The 23,999-nt window shown below is 46.2% G+C and carries 22 protein-coding genes and 1 other RNA gene; 12 read left to right on the forward strand and 11 right to left on the reverse strand.

All coding sequences use genetic code 11. The features are described 5' to 3' along the window. Positions 1–67 precede the first annotated feature (67 nt). Positions 68–823 carry a phage capsid size determination protein gene (locus tag KKH3_RS02715; RefSeq protein ID WP_039355535.1) on the forward strand — a complete coding sequence of 252 codons (756 nt, stop codon included), beginning with the start codon at positions 68–70 and terminating at the stop codon, positions 821–823. Then, entirely contained in the window at positions 820–1,068 is a 249-nt protein-coding gene (locus KKH3_RS21470; protein WP_072034494.1) for an ogr/Delta-like zinc finger family protein, read from the forward strand. Before KKH3_RS02715 ends, KKH3_RS21470 begins: the two co-directional genes overlap by 4 nt. A 252-nt stretch (positions 1,069–1,320) precedes the next feature. Here the strand turns inward: KKH3_RS21470 and KKH3_RS02720 are convergent, their stop codons facing one another. The 4 genes from KKH3_RS02720 to smpB form a co-directional block, all read right to left on the reverse strand. After that, a complete protein-coding gene (locus tag KKH3_RS02720) occupies positions 1,321–4,605 on the reverse strand; it encodes a P-loop NTPase fold protein (protein WP_039355537.1) in 3,285 nt (1,094 codons plus the stop codon). A gap of 2 nt (positions 4,606–4,607) precedes the next feature. Then, complete coding sequence (locus KKH3_RS02725) at positions 4,608–5,807, reverse strand: integrase domain-containing protein (protein WP_039355538.1); 1,200 nt, start codon at positions 5,805–5,807, stop codon at positions 4,608–4,610. A 198-nt stretch (positions 5,808–6,005) separates the two neighbouring features. Then, positions 6,006–6,368: a transfer-messenger RNA gene (ssrA, locus tag KKH3_RS21480) on the reverse strand. Positions 6,369–6,418: 50 nt separating this feature from the next. Beyond that, positions 6,419–6,901 (reverse strand): SsrA-binding protein SmpB, encoded by a 483-nt coding sequence (gene smpB, locus KKH3_RS02730; protein WP_039281975.1) that lies wholly within the window; start codon positions 6,899–6,901, stop codon positions 6,419–6,421. A gap of 155 nt (positions 6,902–7,056) precedes the next feature. Here smpB and KKH3_RS02735 point away from each other — a divergent pair, with 155 nt between their 5' ends. Next, complete coding sequence (locus KKH3_RS02735; protein WP_039355540.1) at positions 7,057–7,503, forward strand: type II toxin-antitoxin system RatA family toxin; 447 nt, start codon at positions 7,057–7,059, stop codon at positions 7,501–7,503. After that, entirely contained in the window at positions 7,493–7,774 is a 282-nt protein-coding gene (locus KKH3_RS02740; RefSeq protein ID WP_412458865.1) for an RnfH family protein, read from the forward strand. The genes KKH3_RS02735 and KKH3_RS02740 overlap by 11 nt, the downstream gene beginning before the upstream one ends. 237 nt (positions 7,775–8,011) lie before the next feature. Here the strand turns inward: KKH3_RS02740 and bamE are convergent, their stop codons facing one another. From bamE to nadK, 3 genes are all read right to left on the reverse strand, one after another. Then, complete coding sequence (gene bamE, locus KKH3_RS02745; RefSeq protein WP_039355545.1) at positions 8,012–8,347, reverse strand: outer membrane protein assembly factor BamE; 336 nt, start codon at positions 8,345–8,347, stop codon at positions 8,012–8,014. A gap of 153 nt (positions 8,348–8,500) precedes the next feature. Continuing rightward, on the reverse strand, positions 8,501–10,162 hold the full coding sequence (gene recN, locus KKH3_RS02750; RefSeq protein ID WP_039355547.1) for a DNA repair protein RecN: 1,662 nt from the start codon (positions 10,160–10,162) through the stop codon (positions 8,501–8,503). A gap of 81 nt (positions 10,163–10,243) precedes the next feature. Then, positions 10,244–11,122: an NAD(+) kinase gene (gene nadK / locus KKH3_RS02755; RefSeq protein WP_039355549.1), complete on the reverse strand. Its 879-nt coding sequence runs from the start codon at positions 11,120–11,122 to the stop codon at positions 10,244–10,246. Between the two features lie 149 nt (positions 11,123–11,271). Here nadK and grpE point away from each other — a divergent pair, with 149 nt between their 5' ends. Beyond that, positions 11,272–11,859 (forward strand): nucleotide exchange factor GrpE, encoded by a 588-nt coding sequence (gene grpE / locus KKH3_RS02760; RefSeq protein ID WP_039355551.1) that lies wholly within the window; start codon positions 11,272–11,274, stop codon positions 11,857–11,859. Between the two features lie 240 nt (positions 11,860–12,099). Then, a complete protein-coding gene (locus KKH3_RS02765) occupies positions 12,100–13,338 on the forward strand; it encodes an Nramp family divalent metal transporter (RefSeq protein ID WP_039355553.1) in 1,239 nt (412 codons plus the stop codon). 30 nt (positions 13,339–13,368) lie between these two features. On the opposite strand, the gene KKH3_RS02770 is transcribed toward KKH3_RS02765, so the two are convergent. Together KKH3_RS02770 and KKH3_RS02775 are read right to left on the reverse strand one after the other, a co-directional pair. Further along, positions 13,369–13,572, reverse strand: coding sequence for a 2-hydroxymuconate tautomerase family protein (locus KKH3_RS02770; protein ID WP_039355555.1), 204 nt, complete (start codon positions 13,570–13,572; stop codon positions 13,369–13,371). Positions 13,573–13,585: 13 nt separating this feature from the next. Continuing rightward, entirely contained in the window at positions 13,586–14,752 is a 1,167-nt protein-coding gene (locus KKH3_RS02775; protein WP_039355556.1) for an MFS transporter, read from the reverse strand. Between the two features lie 231 nt (positions 14,753–14,983). Here KKH3_RS02775 and nudK point away from each other — a divergent pair, with 231 nt between their 5' ends. The 6 genes from nudK (at position 14,984) to KKH3_RS02805 (ending at position 21,841) form a co-directional block, all read left to right on the forward strand. Beyond that, positions 14,984–15,559 carry a GDP-mannose pyrophosphatase NudK gene (nudK, locus tag KKH3_RS02780; RefSeq protein WP_039355558.1) on the forward strand — a complete coding sequence of 192 codons (576 nt, stop codon included), beginning with the start codon at positions 14,984–14,986 and terminating at the stop codon, positions 15,557–15,559. A gap of 400 nt (positions 15,560–15,959) precedes the next feature. Continuing rightward, positions 15,960–17,225 (forward strand): ABC transporter substrate-binding protein, encoded by a 1,266-nt coding sequence (locus KKH3_RS02785; protein ID WP_039355560.1) that lies wholly within the window; start codon positions 15,960–15,962, stop codon positions 17,223–17,225. Between the two features lie 63 nt (positions 17,226–17,288). Further along, complete coding sequence (locus KKH3_RS02790; protein WP_039355562.1) at positions 17,289–18,170, forward strand: carbohydrate ABC transporter permease; 882 nt, start codon at positions 17,289–17,291, stop codon at positions 18,168–18,170. 1 nt (position 18,171) lies between these two features. Next, positions 18,172–18,984 (forward strand): carbohydrate ABC transporter permease, encoded by an 813-nt coding sequence (locus KKH3_RS02795; RefSeq protein ID WP_039355563.1) that lies wholly within the window; start codon positions 18,172–18,174, stop codon positions 18,982–18,984. A 36-nt stretch (positions 18,985–19,020) separates the two neighbouring features. Then, positions 19,021–20,106 (forward strand): ABC transporter ATP-binding protein, encoded by a 1,086-nt coding sequence (locus tag KKH3_RS02800; RefSeq protein WP_039355565.1) that lies wholly within the window; start codon positions 19,021–19,023, stop codon positions 20,104–20,106. A gap of 211 nt (positions 20,107–20,317) precedes the next feature. After that, positions 20,318–21,841, forward strand: coding sequence for a glycosyl hydrolase 53 family protein (locus tag KKH3_RS02805; protein WP_039355567.1), 1,524 nt, complete (start codon positions 20,318–20,320; stop codon positions 21,839–21,841). Positions 21,842–21,925: 84 nt separating this feature from the next. Here KKH3_RS02805 and KKH3_RS02810 read toward each other — a convergent pair whose 3' ends face one another. Beyond that, positions 21,926–22,957 (reverse strand): LacI family DNA-binding transcriptional regulator, encoded by a 1,032-nt coding sequence (locus tag KKH3_RS02810; RefSeq protein ID WP_039355570.1) that lies wholly within the window; start codon positions 22,955–22,957, stop codon positions 21,926–21,928. Positions 22,958–23,227: 270 nt separating this feature from the next. Beyond that, positions 23,228–23,989, reverse strand: coding sequence for an amino acid ABC transporter ATP-binding protein (locus KKH3_RS02815; protein WP_039355573.1), 762 nt, complete (start codon positions 23,987–23,989; stop codon positions 23,228–23,230). Between the last annotated feature and the right edge of the window lie 10 nt (positions 23,990–23,999).

The raw sequence follows: 23,999 nt of genomic DNA on the forward strand, positions 1-23,999 counted from the left end.
ATAGCGGGAGTTGTGTGGTGAATTGCACAATAGCCACCAGACACTCACCCCATACAGAAAAATGACCATGAGCCAGAAAATAGAACAAACTGATAAGCCAGCAGTAGTGGATTATGTGAAAAAAACGGCGGATGAATACCAGAAGAAACGAGCGGAACACTTTGCCAACGCTAGTGAACTGGACAACATCAATACCGCGATTGAGCGTGCCAAAGAGCAGAAAGCCAATACGGAAGCGGAAAATCAGCTTTCTGACACCGACTGGCGAGCGCGTTTTCTTGCCGCTCGTGGCGAAATGACGGAAGAACTGAAAAATCAGCAGTTACAACGGCTAGCACAACGTGAACTGGCACAAGAATATGATGGGCTACTGGCACAATTGGAAATAGAGCAGCTTAGACAGAAAGCGAAGTGCTACGCCTCAGCAAAAGATTGTTGCGATGCTCACGCCAGCGCCCTTCGAGACTATGCTGAATGGGAATTTAATCAGGCGTTAAATAACATCAGTACAAATCTGATCCGGGCGATTAAGTTAAAACGGCATATGCTGGATATCACCACCTCTGAATATAAACAAGGGATCGCCTATCAGAAACCCGAAAAAGTCGTAATGGATTTGGTTACTGAAAATCTCAGAGTGAAAACGGATAACTACCGCTTTGATATGAGTAACGAGCTGGTGTTGTCATCGTTGGGACTGAATTCTCCTTCATTGCCGCATTCCTATTTTGAGCCTGTGGCAAGCCCGGCACAAAGAATGAAATTTTTCCGTGAATTAAAAGAAAAAGAGGAAGCGTTAAAAGTTCGGAGCCAGAAAGTATGATGCACTGCCCGTTCTGTGGCCACGCAGCCCATGCACGCACGAGCCGATCGTTATCGGAGAACGTCAAGCAGCGTTATCACCAGTGCCGCAATATTGAATGCTCAGCAACTTTCCGAACATTGGAATCGATAGAGGAAATTATTCAACCGTCGAATAGACGAGATTTGTCAGTGCCGGATATTCCGTTATCCCCGGCCATGCAGAAAAAATATAAGGATTATCCGGCCTCAGCACTGCGGAATTAATTAGCCAGATTATAATTTCATTACCGTCAGTCTCAGGAAGTCGCCCGCCATTACGCGGGCTTTTTTGCGTACTTTTTTCTCTGGCTAGCTATTTTTTGACCGTGCATGCATACGGTGCATGGAATTGCATGCAATACTTACCCCCGAATCTGCCCTATAGCGCCAGTACTGGCGCGGCCTGAACGCTTCCATGCAACTGCATGAAAAGCGCTACATAAAGCGGGCAGGCGTGGCGGGGATAGCATTGCACGCTTATGAGATTAATTCATTCTTTTTCATTTTCTTTGGCTTTTTTAGTTTTGCTGCATTTTGAGGGAATTTATCTGGATTAGATAAAATTATGGACTGGACGGTTTCCTTGTCATCAGATTTCCAACGAGTAAAGTTGAAATTCTGTTTATCAAGCCAACCAGAAAGGCTAATAGACTCTATCGCATATGGAAATAGCCGGATGATTGTTCTGTTGACTAATTTTTTATCTGTATCCTGTAAAGAAATAATATCGCCAAACTTTTCAATCAACAAAATTTGTTTTTTGATATCAAAATCTCTTTGGTAAATTAGATCGGTTAAGTTATCCAATGTCGATTTTTTTTCTCTTTCTGAAAGTATATCAAATATCAGGCGAGAATTAATGTCTTTAAGCATTTCATTGTATGGGGTCTCAGTAAACCACCATGTAAATACCTCACTGCCATTTTTCAATAGATTTATCGAGTTCTTAGAACAATATTCTATGACGATTTTAAGGTTGCTTTCAATTTTAATAAATAATGATTGAATATCCTTGGTTCCGGAAAGCTTATCTTTCGCTGCATCTATCAATTCCTTATGCGATAGTGGAAGTGCTTTAGATTCTAATAAATCATCAATGAATAATATATCCATGCTATCGATGCTGTTTTTTTGTTTGTCTTTTATTGCTTTAGCGAACGAATGATCCCATCCGCTGAAGAAAGATAATGTGGTATCAAATTTGTAACAAGAAACTAAGATTGAGTAGTCTTTGTTTATAAAACTATTGATGCTTAGCCTTGCTACTTTACGATTTATTATAATTGATTTAATGGACTCTGCAACGTAATTGGTTATTTCTGTGTCATTGAGAGATTGAATGATGTTCTCGAAAGAAGTACTAAATAATAAGTAATCACTAAGAGTTTTTTGGAACTTAGGTGACTCGAATATACTTTCATCAATTGAGTTATTAGTAATGATATTACTAATGTCGTAGGTTTTTGATTCGATAGAGTTCAAAATGAGTAAGCATAAAAAGTTTACGATATGCTCCTCTCTAAGTGTGTCTAAAGAAATAATTAGATTGGAAAGGTTTTTTTTATGGTATGCGTTTGATAGCACTAATAGGTTTGCATCTCTTAAACTCATATCTTTTTCATCTTTTTCCAAAGATGTTGCAATTGCTTCTGCCTCTAGAAATGCCTTTGTGTTTATTTGTGTCGCTAATGGTGCCATATCAACTCTTAACCTCGAAATAAAGAATTCATCGAATATGTCGAAGTTAGGATTTTTAGAGGTTAAGCAATTAAGTGAATTTATCAATTCATTGTCATTTAGTTCTAATGTATTAATTTTTAAATTAGTATAATCTTCTATGTGTTCATAAAGAATGTTAGCGAAAAAATCACCTGATAAATTTTCAAGGTCGTTAAGGTAATTAGATACTAATTTATCTTCATCTAGGATGCAAAAACTGTTTGCAATTTTTATAATAGCTTCACATTTATCTAATTCAATTTCGCTTGTCTTGTTATTTAAATAAGATTCATTATAAAATGCTATAGCATCTATTATATATTGCCGAATGTTTGTGAAATATACCCCTCTAAAATTGATATTCCTTTTATTCAATTTTTCTAATGACTGGATTAAGTCTAAATCAAGAGTATTTTTCTCAATAGTAAGTTCTTTTGTGTTTAACGCTTTAACAACATCGTTGATAATATTTTGACTGATCCCAAGATGATTGTCATCGGCTTCTGAGAGAATCTTGATCCACTTAGTTGGTTCTGTTTTGTCTAATGTCGCTTTCCAAAGCGAATCAAACCCAAAGGTATCAGTCAAACGGAAAAAATCAATAGTATTTCCTTGATTTATAGCGACTAATAATGGCTCAGAAATTAATTCACTTTTAGCTAAGTTTTCATTTGTTTGAAAATGTAAGCATAAAATATCCTCGAGCCAGCTATTTTTATTGTTCTCATACAACCTTTGTAATTGAGGGAAGCTTAAAGAGTATTTTTTGTAGTATTCCTCAGAGATGTTGTGCAATTTTAGAAAATCGTTAATATTATCACTTTCATAATTTAAAGTTGCCCAAGAGAATGGATTAGTATTGTATCTGCAAGCGAGTATGTAGAAAGATGCTGCTATTGGAGAAACTATTTTAGGTGTTGTGAAAACACTAATATTTATATCATTGATAAGTCTTTTTAAAAGTCGAGGCGTAACTTGCTTGTAATTAGCGGGTAGCCAAGTTTCGATTAGTTGAGATATTTCTTTAGACTGATCGGTGTAATGATCGGAAAAGGTTTCTTTCCAAAAATAATCGAAAGCGCTTCTCCAGCCAGTTGATATTATCGGGGGTACTCTAAAAGTCACCGGTAATCTTTTGGAGAGAAACTCCATCCCTTCATTGCCGTCATTGTCTTTGTCTGAAAGGGATTTGGATAGATGCTCTGCTGAATATGGGATTATTATTTTTAATTTAGAGTTAGAGTTGTGTGTTATTAGTTCAATGTCGCTCCATATTTCCTTGACTTTCTCTTTCGAAACGCGATCAAGATTATCAATTATTAATATAAAAGTATGATCATCAACACACTTTAGAAAGCCATTCAAAGCGCTCTTAAGTTCTAAAGCACCAACTTCTTTAGATATAAGTACAGTCTCTGTTATCGTATCTAGGCTATTCTTTTTTATAATGTCTGAGAAATTTATAGAATTATTTCTGTCTCTAAAGAGAAAGAAAAGTAAGAGTACGGCTAATGGAGATACAAGCAGCAATGATTCAACAAATAATGTGATTTTACTATAAGATTCGTTATTGAAAAGCTTAGAAAGATCTAGGAGGAAAAATCTGAAGCTTTGAAGAGAAAGTAGGCTAGTAAAAATAAACGAAAAAGTCCAGGCGCTCATGGAACTTTTCTGATGTTTTTCATATGAGAATTTATTACCTAACGCAAAGTTTTTATAGTCAACAAATGCCTTAAGAATATAATCTTTAACTTTTGGTTTCATTCCGTCATAGAGAACATTTATTAAGGCTTTTTTAGTAGAGCCATGATGATAGAGCTCTACGTCGAAATCGATGAATGTAATTTTAGTGTTTTCTTTTAATTTTTTCTTTATAAGAGTTAATACGGTGGATTTACCTGAACCTAGACAACCATCAAGACCAATTGTATTGATATCTTTCATTAACAAAATAGATGATATTTTGTCAGCTAAATTTGAATGGTTCTGTCCATCAAAAAGATCTTGTTGAGAAGGTGTTTCATCATAAAGTTTGAATTCCATCATCATCCCTTATTTCTTATATATACAAAGTTTCCCCACCAATCCATCAACTCTTTCCGCTGTTCAAGATAGGTAGAACGGTTATAAGCTCGTCGAACTTCATTCTTATCGCAATGTGCTAACGCCGCTTCAATAACATCAGGATTAAAACCCGCCTCATTCATGGCGGTACTGGCTATCGAGCGTAAACCATGCGCGACCAGTTTGCCACCGTAGCCGATGCGTTTTAATGCGGCGTTTGCGGTCTGACTGTTCATGGGTTTTTTAGGATCGTTACGGCTGGGAAATACGTGTTCGCGGTTGCCGCTGATAGGGCGCATGATGTCGAGCAGTTCCAGTGCCTGATCGGAGAGCGGCACGATATGATCGCGCTTGGCTTTCATTCGTTCAGCCGGAATGCTCCACGTTCTTTTCTCTATATCGATCTCTGCCCATGCGGTGGCGGAGGCTTCTGCCGGGCGAATCAGCGTCAATAACTGCCATTCTAATAAGCAACGGGTCGGAATTGACAGGTTAGACATAGCAATGGTGCGCATCAGCTTGGGGAGTTCTTCTGGCCGGATAGTTGGCATATGCTGCTTTTTAGGGCGCTCAAAGGCCATACCAATGCCAGAAGCGGGGTTAGCGTCAATCAGCCCCGTATTGACCGCGTAAACCATGATTTCGTTAATGCGCTGTACCAAGCGTCTGACGGTTTCTAGTGCGCCACGGGCTTTAATCGGTTCTAGCGCCTGTATCAACGTGCGGGCTTTGATTTCCTGTACCGGGATATTCTCAATTGCTGGGAGCACGTCTTTTTCCAATGAACGCCAAATGTCTTTAGCGTGATCGGCGCTGACATTCGTCTGTTTCAAGGTGAACCAGCTACGCGCCACGTTAATAAAGATGCTTTCCACCGCGATTTGCGCTTCTTCCTCTTCTTTAGCCACTTTTTCCTGTGGATCGATACCGTTGGCTAACAAAGAGAGTTTCTCGTCTCTCATTGCGCGAGCGTCAGCTAACGACAACGCCGGGTAAGCGCCAAACCCAATCATGGTGCGTTGGCCGGTTGTTGGTTTCTGGTAACGGAACCGCCATAGCTTTTTCCCGGTAGTTTTGACTAAGAGAAATAACCCGTTGCCGTCATGCAAAGTCAGATCTTTGTCTGTCGCTTTGGCCTTTTGTACTTCAGTGTGGGTGAGGGGGCGGGTTGTCCGTGCCATGAGGGAATCCTTTGTCATTGGTATACACATGCAATTGGTATACGCCTTTTGGTATATATCCTACCGTATACCAATTCGTATACCAATAATCTCTGGATTCAGGCGAATATCGTCGGACAATAACGGACACAAAAAAGCCCGCAGGGCTTGTGCCGTGCGGGCTTTCTGGATTTCACCGGACGTATCCGGATCATAATGTGGTGGAGCTGGGGGGATTTGAACCCCCGTCCGGAACCACTCTACCGTCGGTACTACATGCTTAGTCTATCTTTACATTCGCTTGCCAGCTGCGAATAGACACGCCACTAACAAACTAGCCTGATTAGATTTAGTGCTTCAACCCCAGGCAAGGCATCCACACGATCTCTTTTGGGTTTGACCTCTCTTGATCCCCGTCCTAAGAGCGGAGGCTAGGGAGAGAGGGCTCAGAGCAGGTTATTAAGCTGCTAAAGCGTAGTTTTCGTCGTTTGCGACTATTTTTTTGCGGCTTTTTACGAGGCAAACCGCCCCTCGGCATGCACCTTGGGCTTTGCAAATCCCGTCGAATCCAGAATCAGCCCCCAAGAAACTGTCACCAGTATACCAGAACTTACCGTTGTTAAGCCAGTGGCTTAGCGATTGGCGTTCTTCATGATACGGGCTTTGTCTAACTTCCATTCACGTTCTTTGATGTCATCACGCTTGTCGTGATCTTTTTTACCTTTCGCCACGCCGATTTTGACTTTGCTCCAGGCATTTTTCCAATACATGGACAGCGCAACGACCGTATAGCCATCGCGACTGACGCGGCCAAACAGCGAATCCAGCTCGCGTTTGTTGAGCAGGAGTTTGCGCGTGCGTGTGGGATCGCACACAACGTGTGATGAAGCCACGTTCAGCGGCGTGATCGTGGCGCCAAACAGGTAAGCTTCACCGTTCATGAAGGTGACATAGCTGTCGCTGAGGTTTGCTTTGCCTGCGCGCAGTGATTTGACTTCCCATCCTTGCAGCGCAAGGCCTGCCTCAAATTCTTCCTCAATGAAGTATTCGTGACGGGCGCGCTTGTTCTGCGCAATGGTGGCGGAACCGGGTTTGTATGCTTTTTTCTTTGTCATAGTGCCGTCATTATACTGGATGTCATGGGGAATGAAATCCCCGCCGTGCGTCCGTGTCGTGGTTAATGATATCGTGCGATAAGCTTCGCAGAATTTTTGTCTGTCGGGCTATCAATGCTATTATTTTGCGCGTTTTATGAATCACGGAAAAGAGTATGCCAAAGATAAGTCGTTCCGCACTGGTGCCGTTCAGTGCTGAACAGATGTACAAGCTGGTGAATGATGTCGCTTCATACCCCGCGTTTTTACCGGGCTGTACGGGGAGCCGCGTGCTTTCCTCCTCAGAAGGGGAGATGACCGCCGCAGTCGATGTTTCCAAAGCTGGTATCAGCAAGACCTTTACCACCCGCAATACGCTGACGCATAACCAGAATATCAATATGCAGTTGGTTGATGGCCCGTTCCGTCAGTTGGGTGGCGACTGGCGTTTTACACCGCTGAGCGCTGATGCTTGTAAAGTCGAGCTGCATCTGGAATTTGAATTCACCAATGCCTTGATTGAACTCGCTTTTGGCAAAGTATTCAAGGAGCTGGCCGGAAATATGGTGCAGGCTTTCACGCAGCGAGCCAAAGAGGTCTACAGTGTCCGCAATGCAGGTTGATGTGGTCTACGCGCTGCCGGAACGCCAGTATCTGCGCACGGTGAAGCTGGAAGAGGGCAGCACGGTTGAGCAGGCGATTATGGCATCGGGTCTGCTGGAGCTGCGTCATGACATCGATTTACAGGTGAATAAAGTCGGTATCTACAGCCGTGCGGCGAAGCTGGCCGATGTGGTACAGGATGGTGACCGCGTGGAAATTTATCGCCCGCTGATTGCCGATCCGAAAGAGTTACGCCGTCAGCGTGCAGAGCGTTCTAAGAGCAAATCCTGAATCATATCGCTAAACGGCATATGACGTTTTCCTTAACGTTCTTACCTTAATGCCTTTACAAAAAACACAGGCAAACCTGAAGTGTTCAGATTTGCCTGCTGTTATACCCGCCATACATCAAGCCGCGTGTGTGTTAGCTTTCTTCAAGGACTCTGCCCATTTTTGGGGTCGTCTTAACGTGCTGCTTCTGGTTGCCGGGATCGTTAATCCTGATTCAGCCGAGCGGCATTAAAAGCATTAATTCAGCGCAGGCTTGTTGTTGATATTGGTTAACACGCCACTGCCGCTGAAGGTCAGCGTCAGCGTCTGCTGTTTTACCGACTCATGGCCAGGCTGTTGGCGGAAGACATAAAACCAGGTATCGCTGCCAAACGGATCCTGCATCATAGGCGTACCCAGCGTATAAGCGACCTGTTGTTTGGTCATGCCGGTGTGAATTTTCGCAACGTCAGCCGGTGCCAGATAGTTTCCCTGATTGATGTCCGGCCGATAGACCACCTTTTCCAGTGTGGAACAACCGGCAGTCAGCATAACAACCACCGCGGCGACGACAGTCAGCGTTTTACAGCGCATAGTGATTACATTCCTTAAGGGCATAGGTTGCCGATGATAATAGACCTTGCAGGACTTGGAAACCTGCAAGGCGATTGTATGACCTCAGGAAGGTAAAAAAGTTGAGCTTTTTTACCAGTAATGCACCTTTCTGGCCTTTGCCAGCGGTGGATTTTAGGCTGCCAGCAATTCTTTGGCATTTGCCAGCGTGTTTTTGGTTACGGCGCTGCCGCCCAAGAGACGAGCCAGTTCCTGTAGCCGAGCGCGCTTGTCTAATGGCTGCATCAGGGTTTCTGTTTCAGCACCGTCCGTTTGTTTGCTCACGAAAAAGTGCTGGTGTCCACAGCCTGCAACCTGCGGCAGGTGCGTCACACACATCACCTGCGTAGATTCGCCGAGTTGGCGCAACATTCTGCCGACGATGGCGGCGGTTGGTCCGCTAATACCCACATCGACCTCATCGAAGATCATCGCTGGCGTGTCCATTTTCTGTGCGGTGATCACCTGAATAATCAGTGCAATACGCGACAGTTCACCGCCCGAAGCTACTTTCGCCAGCGTCTGATGCGGCTGGCCGGGGTTGGTAGTCACGCGAAATTCGATACTGTCGGCGCCGGTGGCGGTCAGGCTGTCTGGCGTAAACTTCACATCAATCGTGAAGTGGCCATGTGGCATCGCCAGCTCACGCATATTGGTGGTGATAAGCTGCGCCAGCTCGCTGGCGTGGTACTGACGACGTACGTGCAGTTGTTCTGCAAGGTGTAACGCCTGCTGATGATATTCACCGACCGAAGCGCTAAGCGCATCATGATCGCTTTCCTGCTGTTCCAACTGTTGCTGTTCTTCCAGTAGTTGCTGATGGAACGCCGGGAGCGCTTCTGGAGCAACATGGTGTTTGCGTGCCAGCGCGAGCTGACGCGACAGGCGTTGTTCCAGTTCATACAGCCGAATTGGGTCGAGATCCATTTGTTCGCTGTAGTGGCGCAGTTCATCGCTAGCTTCGCTAAGTTGAATGCCTGCTTCTTCGAGCATGGACAGCACGCCAGACAGCTTGTCATCCATGCTGATGAGCTCGCCAAGCTGATGTTTTACGCTGTGCAGCATACTGATGATGTTCTGCTCTTCATCTTCGCTCAGCAGTTGCATAGCCTGTTGGCTCATCGTCAGTAGCTGGCCGCTATTCGCCAGGCGTTTATATTCAACGTCAATTTGTTCGTATTCGCCGGGCTGTGGGGCGAATTCATTCAGCTCTTTTAATTGGTATTGCAGCAGTTCCCGGCGGGCTTCGCGCTCAATCGCCGCCTGTTGCAACTGTGCCAGCGCGCGGCAACTTTGATGCCACTGATGCCAAACCTGCTGCATCGCAACCAGCAGTTTCGGTTCATCGGCATAGGCATCCAGCAGGTGTTTTTGATGATCGGGGCGCAGCAGTAGCTGATGCGCATGCTGGCCATGTACCTGAATCAGATGCTGGCCGAGTTCACGCAGTTGAGAGAGCGGCACGGCGGTGCCGTTAATAAAGCCGCGTGAACGACCATCGGCGCTAATCACGCGGCGTAGCAGGCACTCGTTGCTGTCATCCAACTGGTTTTCTTCCAGCCACTGACGTGCCGTCGGCGTATCCGCCAGCGCAAAGCGGGCGCAAATGTCGGCGCGGGCAGCACCCGGCCTGACCATGCTGGCGTCAGAACGAATTCCCAGACATAAACCGAGGGCATCAATCGCAATCGATTTCCCCGCACCGGTTTCCCCGGTGATCACGCTCATCCCTGACTGAAAATCGATTTCTAATTCGCGCACGATAGCGAAGTTACTGATAGTGAGTTGCGCCAGCATGATAAACCCCTGTATGTAATCACATGTGATTACATACAGTATAAACTGGTTTTATATACAGTAAAGTAGCTGGATAGAATTTTAGAATAATTTTTTTGACCAGCCGAGTTTTGAACTTAGTGTGTTGAAATAGCTGTAATTTTTAGGATGAATCAGATTCAGATAATGCTCGCTGCGGCGAATCAGTACTTCTTCGCCCTCTTGCACTGGCAGCGCAATCTGGCTGTCACAGCTGATCTCCAGATCGTTGGTAATGCAGGAAAATTTCAGCCGAATTGTACTGCTGCTGTTAATGACCAGCGGGCGGGCGGACAGCGTATGCGGGAACATGGGCACCAGCGCAATGGCATCCAGCGACGGCGTCAGGATTGGGCCACCAGCGGAAAGTGAATAGGCGGTGGAGCCGGTAGGCGTGGCGATAATCAGGCCGTCTGAACGCTGGGAGAAGGCGAATTTGTCGTCAATATAGACTTCAAATTCAATCATATGGGCAACCTTGCCGGGGTGAAGCACCACTTCGTTAATGGCGGTACTGATGCTGTCTGGCTGGTTTGCACGGCAAACGTGCGCTTCCAGCATGAAGCGCTGCTCGCTCAGGTAATGGCCGTCGAGCACGTCAGAAAGTTGTTGCTGCGCCTGATCAGGGTCGAGATCGGTTAGAAAACCGAGGTTGCCACGGTTCACGCCGATCACCTTGATGTCATAGCGTGACAGCACGCGCGCTGCGCCGAGCATGTTACCGTCACCGCCAACAACAACAGCCAAATCCGCCTGTTGACCGATGTCAGCAAGGCTACCCGTCGGCGCGTCTTTCAGGTTCAATTCGCGGGCGATCTGTTGCTCGATCAGAACCGCGTAACCTTTGTCGGTGAGCCAGTGGTAAAGCATCTCATGCGTTGCCAATGCCGTTGGGTGACGCGGATGGCCGACAATGCCAATACAATTAAACGGCCTGTTCATTGTAAGCGGTGTGTTCATTGCTGTTTTTGTCCTCAGCGTGGTGTATCGGCAGCGGCTGGAACCAATATGTGACTGGTTCCCTTGAATCCCCGATTTTGATCCCCATAATAAGCAACTAGCGAGATTAATGCTAAACCGCGGAGAATTTCATGAGTAGTAAAGAACAGAAAACGCCTGACGAGCAAGTCCTGGATCAAAAGGAAGCAGCAAAAGGGCAGCAAACGGATGCCACGCCAGAGACGGCAGACGTAGCTGACCCGCGTGATGCGCGCATCGCCGAACTGGAAGCCCAGTTGAGCGAACTGCAACAGCGTGAACGTGACAATATGCTTCGCGTCCGTGCTGAAGCCGATAACATTCGCCGCCGTGCGGAAATGGATGTTGAGAAAGCGCATAAATTTGCGGTAGAAAAATTTGCCAGCGAAATGCTGCCAGTTATCGACAATCTGGAACGTGCGCTGGATACGGCGGACAAGGCCAATGAATCACTGGCTGCAATGATTGAAGGTGTCGAACTGACGCTGAAATCGTTGCTGGATGCCGTGCGTAAGTTCGGTATCGAGATTGTGGGTGATGTGGGTGTACCGTTTAACCCAGAAGTGCATCAGGCGATGACGATGCTGCCTTCGGCCGATCACCAGCCGAACCACGTCATGATGGTAATGCAAAAAGGCTATACGCTGAACGGCCGTTTGCTGCGCCCGGCGATGGTTGCGGTATCAAAAGCACAAGACTGATAGTTTTTGCTTTTAAGACTGTATTTACAACGCATCTTCATTCCGAACCCCGTGCCATCGCATGGGGTTTTTTGTTTATATCTTGTTAAGATTTGTTTGATAAAAAAGATATTTTTTAGGTTTTGAATGGCTCATCATCATTAACTATTAAAAGAATTGGTATTACCACTCTAAATGCACTTGATAATCATTATCGTTTCTGTGAGAGTAATAAAACACCAGTGTTAGAAGGGTCATACTATGCCGGGTAACCGTGTTATTGAGTCAACAAGCCGCACATCAAGGAAGATCAAACTTTCTCTGATGGGCCCGGCGTTTATTGCGGCGATTGGTTATATCGATCCGGGTAACTTTGCCACAAATATCCAATCTGGCGCGGCTTATGGCTATACGCTGCTGTGGGTGGTGGTGTGGGCTAACCTGATGGCGATGCTGATCCAACTGTTGTCCGCCAAATTGGGGATCGCAACGGGTAAGAATCTGGCGGAGCACATCCGCGATCGCTTTCCGCGCCCGGCGGTTTGGGCATATTGGGTGCAGGCCGAAATTATTGCGATGGCGACCGATCTGGCCGAATTTATCGGTGCGGCGATTGGTTTTAAATTACTCTTGGGCGTGTCGCTGCTGGAAGGCGCGATCCTCACTGCCATTGCGACTTTCCTAATCCTTATGCTGCAACAGCGTGGGCAGAAGCCGCTGGAGATGGTCATCGGCGGCCTGCTGTTGTTTGTGGCGGCGGCATATATTGTCGAACTGGTCTTTTCTCAGCCGGAACTGTCCGCGTTAGCCAAAGGCATGGCAATCCCCAGTCTACCGACTTCCGATGCCGTGTTGCTGGCTGCGGGTGTGCTGGGGGCGACCATTATGCCGCATGTGATTTACCTGCATTCTTCTCTGACGCAGCATGAAGGTTCTCATACTCGTGCCGAGCGCTATTCTGCAACGAAAGTCGATGTTGCGATTGCGATGACTATCGCCGGATTCGTCAATCTGGCGATGATGGCAACGGCGGCAGCGGCATTCCATTTCAGCGGCAATCAGGATATTGCCGATCTGGATAAAGCCTACCTCACGCTGGAGCCGCTGTTGGGTAAAGCCGCCGCAGTGATTTTTGGCCTGAGTCTGGTGGCGGCGGGTCTGTCTTCTACCGTCGTCGGTACGCTGGCGGGTCAGGTGGTAATGCAAGGATTCGTGCGTTTCCATATCCCGCTTTGGGTGCGCCGCACTGTAACGATGCTGCCGTCATTTATCGTGATCCTGTCCGGTATGGATCCGACGCGGGTGCTGGTATTGAGCCAGGTCGTGCTGAGCTTCGGGATTGCGCTGGCGCTGGTTCCTTTGCTGTCCTTCACCGGCAACCGTGAATTAATGGGGACGATGGTGAACGGAAAGTGGGTACAGCGTATCGGGCAACTCATTGTAGTGCTTGTGGTTTCTCTCAATATGTATCTGCTGATTGATACGATGTTGGGGATATAATACGGGTGCCACACAGGTGGCACCGTTTCACTATTGACTGGCCTTTCTCAGCTCCGTCACGGGCACGCCGCCGATCCCCCAGTTGTCCGTTTCGACTTCATCAATCACGACCACGGTGGTTTTCGGGTTCTTATTTAGCACATCGACCAGCAACTGTGTGACGCCTTCAATCAACTGACGCTTTTGTTCAGCAGTGACGCCTTCATTGGTGATCTTGATGTTTACGTACGGCATAGATTCTCCGGGGTTAGGGTAGTGGTCGGCAGTAGGGGGAGCAGAGCCCTGCCGCGATGAAAAGTGCTGCTGCGCTACATAGAATCGTTAGTGCGACAGCATTCGCATTCGTCAGAGCGCTGGCGAGCAGTGGGCCAAGAATCTGACCTATTCCGTAAGTGAGTGTCACCAACCCAAGCAGGTTGATGCCGTGCGGTGCACGTAGCCGTTTGGCTAAGGGCATCACCAGCGAGGTGGTTCCCATAAAAGTAGCACCAAAGCCAAGACAGCTGAATATCAATGCCACAGGGGAGTGGCTGAATAGCGTCAGTAGGACGCAGCTTCCCTGAATCAACAGATTTGCCGTCAGGCAGGGCAAGGTTCCCCAACGGCTGGCGGCCCATAGCCAGAAAAAACAGCCGGGAATAACTGCCAGTCCAAGCAGCGACCATAAATGTAGGGATAAACGCGGTATGCCAAGTGATGTCACCATCAACGGCAGATAAGTGGCGATGATGATATACCCGAAGCCTGCAAGGCCATACAACAACGCAAGCCGCCGCCAGCCAAGCTGAGGGGGTTCATCGACATTGACCATGTGTTGTTGCACTACGGTGGATTTATGCGGTGAAAGAGTGAGTAGAGCGAGTAGAAGTAGCGCGGCGATCAGCGCCGACCCCCACCACAATAGCTCGGCGGTGAGAGCGTAATGTCGTCCGATGATGATGTATTCATTGCCTAACACAATTCCCACGCCAACCCCGGCATAGAGCGAAGCGATAACGCGAGGATGCTTTGTGTGATGCAAAATAGTCAACGAACCGAAGATCATCATCGCCGCACTGGCGATCCCGGCAATGAAGCGAACGATCATGACCAGCGTTGTATGGGTGGTCAACGCCATCGCGATGAGCAAAATGCTCGTTGCAGCTGCGGCGATAAACAGCAGAAACGTCGGTTGAGCGGTTGAGGCGCGTCGGCTGAAAGAGAAAAACAGGCTACCGAACAGATAGCCTGCGTAGTTTGCGCTGGCGATATAGGAAAGCTGGCCAAAGGTGAAGCTGCCTTCTTCTAACATCACCGGTAGCATCGGTGTATACAAAAAGCGCCCCAGCCCCATGCCTAATGCCAGCACGATAGTCCCGAAAAGGGCAAGCGTCAGCGTATCCGATAGCGCGATTGGGAGAGGGCGTTTCGTCATTCGATGGCTCAGGGTCGAGAGAGTATGTCGTTATCCTGCCCGTTTTCTCATCGAATGAAAGTGAATAGTAATGAGTAGATTGATGACGCAGAGAGAACAGATTGTGGTAAGGCATTGGCGCACAGAAGACAGAGCCTGTAACCCGTTTATGCTGCGGTTAAAAGGGGATATGATAAATTCGCGAGTTATATAAACGAGCCTTCCCTCCACATCGATCACCGAGGTGTTTGCATGTCGTCTCCCATTGATATCGTCGAAAAAAAACTGCTATCCGATAACTGGTATATTCTGAATAGGTATACTTTTGATTTAAAAAGAAATAATGGCGGCATCGTTCGCCAGGTTCGTGAAGTTTACGATCGTGGTGATGGCGCGACGATTCTGCTGTACAACCGGGCAAAAGGCACGGTGATTCTGACACGACAATTCCGCATTCCCACCTACGTAAACGGCAACGAAAGCGGCATGCTGTTGGAAACCTGCGCCGGTTTGCTGGACGATCATTCGCCCGAAGAGTGCATCCGTAATGAAGCAATCGAAGAAACCGGCTATGCGATCGGCAACGTGGAAAAGCTGTTCTATGCCTACATGTCGCCGGGTAGCGTGACGGAGCGAGTGTACTTTTTCGCTGCGGAATACGATGAGTCGCTGCGGGACAATCCGGGCGGCGGCGTGGAAGATGAAGACATCGAGGTACTGGAGCTGCCATTTAGCGAAGCCGTTGCGATGATGAACGATGGCCGGATTAAAGATGGCAAGACCATCATGCTATTACAGCACGCGATCATTCACGGCTGGTTTGCCTAAGCGTCAGTGTATTTTATGGCACACGGGCATCTCCGTGTGTCGCTTGATTTGCCGTGGTAACGTTTTCATTTTTGGGTAATTCCGTGATGGCTGTGTGATTATGGCTAATACTATCGGAGTAAATTTTTTATTTATTTTCCTATGATGGTTTTTTTACTTAAGTTTCAATGTAATAAATTTATTTTAGGTTGTTTTTTAATCTATTTTATCGATCGGATAGGGGTTTTTTCTAAGGAAATTTTTCCTAAATTTTTTGTATTGAGATCGAATATTTAATTATTTCTCTCCTTGTTGTGTGAGCCGTATCACTGGATTAAAGAATGTAAGCGGTGTAACTCGTTGCTTCATTATGCAGTAACTCATATTCTCTCTTTACAAAAAGTAAAGAAGGACTGCTCTGATGAAGATCAAGAATAAAGTATCTACCCTATTTGCAGTTTCATTCCTCACGTTGGGCTTATCGAGTCAAAGCCTGGCTGCTGAAGTCACCGTATGGGCCTGGGATCCTAACTTCAATGTTGCGGCAATGCATGAAGCCTCTTCGATATATACAAAAGCCGATCCAAGTTTTAGTCTGAAAGTGATCGACTCAGGTAAAGAAGATATTGAACAGAAACTCAATACGATGCTGGCTTCTGGTGTTAAGAATGCGCTGCCTGATATTGTGCTCATTGAGGATTATAATGCGCAGAAATATCTTCAGGCCTATCCTGACTCGTTTATCCCATTGCAGGATGCCATCGATTATAGTCAGTTTGCGCCTTATAAAACGAAAGTGATGACGGTGGGGGATAAGGTTTATGGTATTCCCTTTGATTCCGGCGTGGCGGGAATGTTCTATCGACTCGATTATCTGGAAGCTGCCGGATATAAAGAGAGCGATATGGTGAACATTACCTGGGATAAATATATTGAAATCGGCAAGCAGGTAAAAGCGAAAACCGGTGTCGATATGCTGACCTATGATATGAATGATGTGGTGCTTCCCCATATTATGATGCAGTCCGGCGGAGAATGGTTCTTCGATAATCAAGGTCAGCTCAATCTCACCAAAAACAATGCACTGAAAGAAACATTAAAAACGATTAAGGCGATTAACGACGCTAAGATTGCACGTCCTATCTCTGGCTGGTCGAGTTTTGTTGGTAGCTTTAATGCCGGGAAATCGGCGAGTGTGGTTTCCGGCGTGTGGGTAATTGGCTCAATTAAAAGCGCCGACGATCAGAAAGGAAAATGGCGTGTTGCGCCGATCCCACGGCTGAATCTCGACAAAGCAGTACACGCTTCCAACCAGGGTGGATCAAGCTGGTATGTCTTAAAAGGTGGCAAAAATACCCAACAGGCGATTGAGTTTTTGAAAAAAACCTTTGCGGCGGATAGCAATATGTATCAAACCCTTTTGGTTGATCGCGGTGCGCTTGCAACTTTCCTTCCTGCTACTTCCGGCCCGGCTTACGCAGTAAAAGATCCGTTTTTCGGTGGGCAGCCTGTGTTTGCTGACTTCTCTAAATGGGTGACAGAAATCCCGCAGGTCTCCTATGGTATGTATACCCAGGAAGTTGATAACGCGATTGCTGCTGAAATACCTGCACTACTGAAAGGCGATTCTGTTGATGACGTTTTAAAACGCGCCGAAACTGCATTAAAAAACCAGATTATGCAGTAATGAGTGTGAGCCTGGGGGCGGTAAGCCCTCAGGCACTTCTCTCCAGAAATCTATGGTGTGATAATGATGTATAAACCTAAAATGAATAGGCTTTATAACATCAACGGCTGGGCTTTTGTCGCTACCGCTGTTGGGTTAATTGCCCTAATGACGATATATCCTATTTTCAAATCACTTTGGCTTTCCTTTCAGTCTGGCCGTGGTGTGGTTACGCAATTTGTTGGCTTGGGAAATATCATTCGTTTATTTAATGACCCAATGTTTAAAACGGCGCTTTGGAATACCTTGACGTTTCTGGTTATCCAGGTGCCTATTATGATTTTGCTATCATTAGCGATATCTTCTTGCTTAAATTCGTCTCAGCTTAAATATCGTCAATGGTTTAGAATAGCTATATTCTTACCCTGTGTAACCTCGCTGGTTGCCTACTCTATTCTGTTTAAAAGTATGTTTGAGTTGGACGGCGTGATTAACTCATTCTTGATGTTTATTCATGTTATTGACGACCCGATTCCGTGGCTGTCTGATCCTTTCTGGGCAAAGGTGACGATTATTATTGCGATCACATGGCGTTGGACGGGGTATAATATGATCTTTTACCTTTCCGCTATGCAGAATATTGATAAGTCAATTTATGAGGCCGCCAGAGTTGATGGTGTTAGCCCCATTAAGCAGTTTTTCTTTATCACTATACCCTTACTGAAACCGGTTATTCTTTTTACCAGTGTGACATCAACCATTGGCACATTGCAGTTGTTTGATGAAGCGATGAATATCACGAATGGTGGTCCGGCAAATGCGACGCTGACGTTATCGCTTTATATTTACAACTTGTCGTTCAAATTTGTACCTAACTTTGGTTATGCGGCAACGGTTTCGTACGTGATTGTTGTTTTCTCAGCAATACTGGCGCTGATTCAATTTAAAGCGGCACGGAAGGGATAATATGAGAAAAAGTAAAATTAACAGCATACTGATGCATGTTTTTCTCGTGTTGATGAGCATTTTTTCGCTTTTCCCTTTCTACTGGATGGTGGTATCGAGTACGAATAGCACCAGTCAAATCAACATGGGGAAATTCACGTTTGGCGATCAGCTATTGGTGAACTTTACCAATCTGACGAGCCAGGTGGATCTATCATTAATATTTTGGAATACATCAAAAATTGCGTTGATCAGCACGGTGTCAACGCTTGTGGTGTGCTCTATCGCAGGCTATGCGTTTGAGATTTATTCCAGTAAAAACCGCGAGCGTGTCTATGTCGCACTATTAACGACGATGATGATTCCGTTTGCAGCCTTAATGATCCCACTCTTCACCATGTTTGGTAAGGCTGGCTTACTGGATACACACTTTGCCGTTATTATGCCAACGGTGGCTGGGGCATTTATTATTTTCTACTTTAGACAGTGTACTAAAACGTTTCCGAGGGAGCTGATAGACGCTGCGCGCGTGGAAAGCGTCGCTGAGTGGAAAATTTTCCTTTATGTCTACGTGCCGATTATGCGTGCCAGTTATTCTGCCGCTTTTATCATTGTTTTTATGACGTCATGGAATGCCTTTCTCTGGCCGCTTATTGTCCTTCAGTCTAATGAATTAAAGACGATTAATCTGGTGCTATCCAGTTTTGCTTCTGCCTACTCGCCAGACTTTGGGCTTATTATGGTTGGAACGGTTATCTCCACACTTCCTAGTTTAATTATCTTCTTCGCCATGCAAAAGCAATTTATCGCGAGTATGACGGGCGCGGTAAAATAATTCGCGCTCAATGGCAAGTTAAAGTTTGAGGTTCACATGGCTGATATTTTACTAAAAAATATAGTGAAGCGTTACGATAAGACGGAAACGATCCATCGTATCAATCTTGAAATTAATTCTGGCGAGTTTGTGGTCTTCGTCGGCCCGTCGGGATGTGGTAAATCGACATTGCTGAGAATGATCGCTGGGTTGGAGGAGATAACGGATGGCGAAATTCATATTGATAACCGTTTAGTTAACCATTTCGATCCCGCAGAGCGAGGGATTGCGATGGTATTCCAGTCTTACGCGCTGTACCCGCATATGACAGTGGCTGAAAATATGGGGTTTGGCCTAAGGATGAATGGGCGCCCTAAAGCTGAAGTAGAACAAATGGTGCGAAAGGCGGCCATGACGCTTCAGCTCGAAGCATTGCTGGATCGCACACCGAAACAGCTCTCTGGCGGTCAGCGGCAGCGCGTTGCGATTGGGCGAGCTATTGTGCGCGATCCTAAAGTGTTCTTATTCGATGAACCTTTATCAAACCTCGACGCTGAATTACGCGTGGAAATGCGTTTACAGATCGCCCGGCTGCACCAGGAAATGCGTAATACCATGATTTATGTAACGCACGATCAAGTGGAAGCCATGACGCTGGCGGATAAAATCGTGGTACTAAACAAAGGTTATATTGAGCAGGTAGGCACGCCAATGGAGTTATACCATAAGCCAGAAAATCTTTTTGTCGCTGGCTTTATCGGTTCGCCGAATATGAATTTTCTACCCGGTGAAGTGATGCAGGTTGAAGGAAATAACGTGAGTATATTGATCAATACGCTCAATACACTTTCCGTTAATGTTGCCGATCACGGGCTGCAAATCGGACAAAAGATTACCGTGGGTATTCGGCCTGAACACCTGAGTATTGATCCAAATGGTGGCGATGTCAGCCTGTCAATCAATAGTGAGGTAACTGAAAGACTGGGTAATGCCACCTATATTTTTGGTGCTTTTTCTGGCGTTAATCATTTCAAGGTACATTTGTCGGGTGACAACAGTATTGTACCCTACTCAACGATTCCACTTACGTGCCGTAGTGAACATCTGCACTTTTTTGATGAAAATGGAAAACGAATTAATTAAAAATAACGTTCTGTAATTCTGGAAATAGCGTCACAAAAGACGCTATTGCGTAAAGTGAAAAGCATAAATTTAACCAAGCAGCGATTAAAATTGGTTGCTTGGTTTCTTGTATGAAATTTATTTTTATAAATATCGCCCTCTATTTTTTAATCTGTACCTGGGTATTTATGTAATAAATACCTTTTAAGCGTGTTACCTCAAGGAGAAATGAATGAAAAAGAATAATTATTCAGGAATCATCTCTATATTGTTAATGCTGTTTATCGGGTTTATGTCAGCCAATCTGGCGAAAGCCGCACAGCCGTTTGCTTATGGCGCGGATATTGGCTGGGTAAAGCAATTGGAAGATCGCGGTGTCACCTGGCGTGACGATGCAGGTACTCAGCGTGATGTATTGCAGATATTGCGCGATCACGGCATAAACGCGGTGCGGCTACGCATTTTCGTTAATCCCGATCCCAGTGCGTTATGGCATAAAGATAATACGACTTGGACGATGCTTGGCTATACGGATAAAACCCGCGTGGTGGATGCCGCGCAGCGTGCCAAAGCGATGGGAATGCGCGTCATGGTGGATTTCCACTACAGCGATGTTTTCGCAGATCCAGGTCATCAAATAAAACCCGCCGCGTGGGCGAATTATAATCTTAGTCAATTAACGACGGCCGTTTATAACCATACACATGAGGTGATGACGGCGCTCATTGCCGCTGGCGTAACGCCGGAATGGGTTCAGGTCGGCAACGAAATGAACCCCGGCATTTTACTACCGGAAGGTAGTACAAGTCGTTTTGCCAATTTAACGCAGCTACTGAACGCTGGCTATGATGCGGTTAAAGCAGTCAGCCCTTCGTCCAAAGTGATCAGCCATTTGGCGCATGGGGATAATAATTCGAACGCTCGCTGGTTTTTTGATAATTTCCTCACCACGTATGGTGGGAAAACCGATGTGATTGGTTTTTCATTCTATCCCTATTGGGAGGGGAAAAACTATTGGGAGCTCACTGGGGCTCTAGCCAGCAATCTTAATGATATGGCGAGCCGGTATGGTAAGGAAGTCATGGTTGTTGAAGTCGGCGGTTTGGAGACCAACCCGACAGACAGCTACTGGACTATCAAAGATACCATTAATCTTGTTAAAGCCGTGCCGGGAAATAAGGGGATTGGGGTTTTTTATTGGGAGCCTGCGGGTAATGCCAGTGTGTTGCCGGATGGCTACGCATTAGGGGCGACAACGCGTGTTTCAGCGAATGTATTACAATTTACCCGCGCATTGGACGCGTTTGCTGAATCGCAAATCAATTTCGTCAATGGAACGCGCTATAAAATCGTTAATCGACATAGTAGTAAATCGCTGAATATCGTGAGTGGTTCGCACGAAGACGGCGCATTTGTTGAGCAATACAGTGATGGCAACTGGGACAGCCAGCGTTTTTATTTTAACGCGATTGGCAATGGTTATTTTAATCTGGTGAATGTTAATAGTGGAAAATACGTCGATGTTGCTTCCAGTGCCGATGAAGATGGCGCACAAATTCTCCAAATGTATAACACCGGTCATTTTAGTCAGCAATGGCTGATTTTGGATGCTGGAGATGGCTATTATAAAATTCTGAATAGAAATAGCGGAAAGCTACTGGATATCAGTAGTCGTTCGACAGAGAACGGCGCGTCAGGTATTCAATGGCATGATAATGGGGGATGGAATCAACTATGGCAAATTACGGCTAATTGACTCTTGCCGGCCGCGTCATTTCTTTGCGTGGCCGTTTTATTTGTAAAAATAATAAATAGTAGGGCGGTATTATGAACGGCATTGCTACGGATTGCTGAGCGTAAAACTTTCACGCCAGACCATCTCATAGCCCAGTTCTACATGTTTCTTGTAATAGCGCCCCGCAACCAATTCTAAAAACAGATCGACAGCCGCTTCGCCCATTTCAGTGGGGTAGAGTCGCATGGTGGTCAGGCTTGGGTTGAGGTGTTGGGCGGTAGGAATATCATTCATTCCAATCACTTTTATTTGTCTGGGAATGGAAATGCCTTTTTCTTGCAGCGCGCGGTAGACACCTATCGCGATAATATCTGTTGCCGCGAACACAACATCGGGCCACTCTTTTTGTTGCAGCAATTCATTCATCGCCTGATAGCCGGACTCAATACAGAATAGCTGACTCACCTTACATCGTGATTCGTGATAGATACCGTGTTCTTTTGTTATTTCTTGAAATACATGCAACCGACTCTCATTATTGCCGATAAATGCAGGGCGTTGAGCACCGCTATTAACGATGTAATGCAATACCTCGCGTGCAGCCGCTTCCCGGTCGAAAAGCACGGCGTCACATTTCTTATCGAGGGGAGCCGAATCGATAAAAATCAGGTTCTTATTTAATGAGTAAATTAAGGCAGTATCGTTATCGCTAAAGTGGCCAACACAAATGATGGCCTGTGCCTGAGCTAAGGTGTTGCTATTGGATGATAAATTTGTGGTGAATATATTTCGCAATGAAACATTAAAGTGGTGACAGCGGTTTTCAATCCCAATGCGTATTGCGGTGAAATAAGGGTCGTTGAGTTCTTCTGAAGGCGTAAGAAAGTGGACGACGGCGAGATGTAATAAATTATCGTTATCTATTTTAAAATGGGATCGTACAACAATCGCGTTCTCTGATCTCTTTTTCTGCTGTTTACGCTGTGTGGGCGATAAATATTCCAGTTCGTGAGCAATTTTCTTGATGAGTTGACGTTTTTCTTTCGTTACCGACAGACTGGGATCGTTATTAAGCACACGAGAAACGGTTGATGCTGCCACCCCGGCTTTTTGGGCGATATCTCTAATCGTTGTCACAAAAAATTTTCCATAATTTTTCTATGAGGCTGATAGTAGCGAATGCTTAATTAATTTAAAACGCTAATTATTCAAAAGTACGCTTAAATCTTCAGAAGTGCGACGAGTTCACTGACCCGTAGCCGTAATATCCTAAATTATTCGAGTGGCGTGAAAAAACGAGTTCGTTTTGAACGCCGCTTGCGGCAGCCTTTTAGGGGGAAGCTCAGACATGAGCCGAGCACAAGCAGCTTGAAGTATGACGGGCATAAATAGCAGAACATGCACTAATCACAGCACGGTTGAGAAAAAGGCCTGCGTGCGGCGGTTCTGTGGGGCGTCCAGCACCTGTCTGGCTGGGCCGGTTTCGACAATTCGACCGTTTTCCATAAACACGATGTTATCGGCGATCTCACGGGCGAAGCCGATCTCGTGCGTGACGATGACCATCGTGATACCGGAATGTGCCAGCTTCTTAATGACCTGAAGCACTTCGCCGACCAGTTCTGGGTCTAATGCCGAAGTGGGTTCATCAAAGAGCATCACCTGCGGATTCATGGCGAGGGCGCGGGCAATCGCGACCCGCTGCTGTTGGCCGCCAGAAAGCTGGTGCGGCCAATCGTCGGCTTTCTCCGCGAGTCCAACCTGTCGCAGCAGCGAATACGCCTGATCGAGTACCTCCTGCCGTTCGCATTTTTTGACGCGCAGCGGGGCATCGCTCACGTTTTGCAGCACGGTACGGTGAGGGAACAGGTTAAAGTGCTGAAACACCATACCCATCTTGCTGCGCTGGGCTGCGACCTGTTTGTCACTCAATTCATAGAGCCGATAGCCTTTCTGCCGATAGCCAACCAGCGTGTCACCAACGCAAATGGTGCCGCCATCGAGTTTTTCCAGGTGGTTAATACAGCGCAGCAGCGTGGATTTACCTGCACCGGATGGACCCAGAATAGCAGTGACCGATCCAGCCTCCATCTGCAAATCGATGTCATCTAAAATCAGGTTTCCCGACAGAAATTTACGTACGTTTCGCAGTGTGATGGGCTCACCCATAGTTTCCTTT

It is taken from the genome of Pectobacterium actinidiae (genome assembly GCF_000803315.1).
Lineage (GTDB): Bacteria > Pseudomonadota > Gammaproteobacteria > Enterobacterales > Enterobacteriaceae > Pectobacterium > Pectobacterium actinidiae.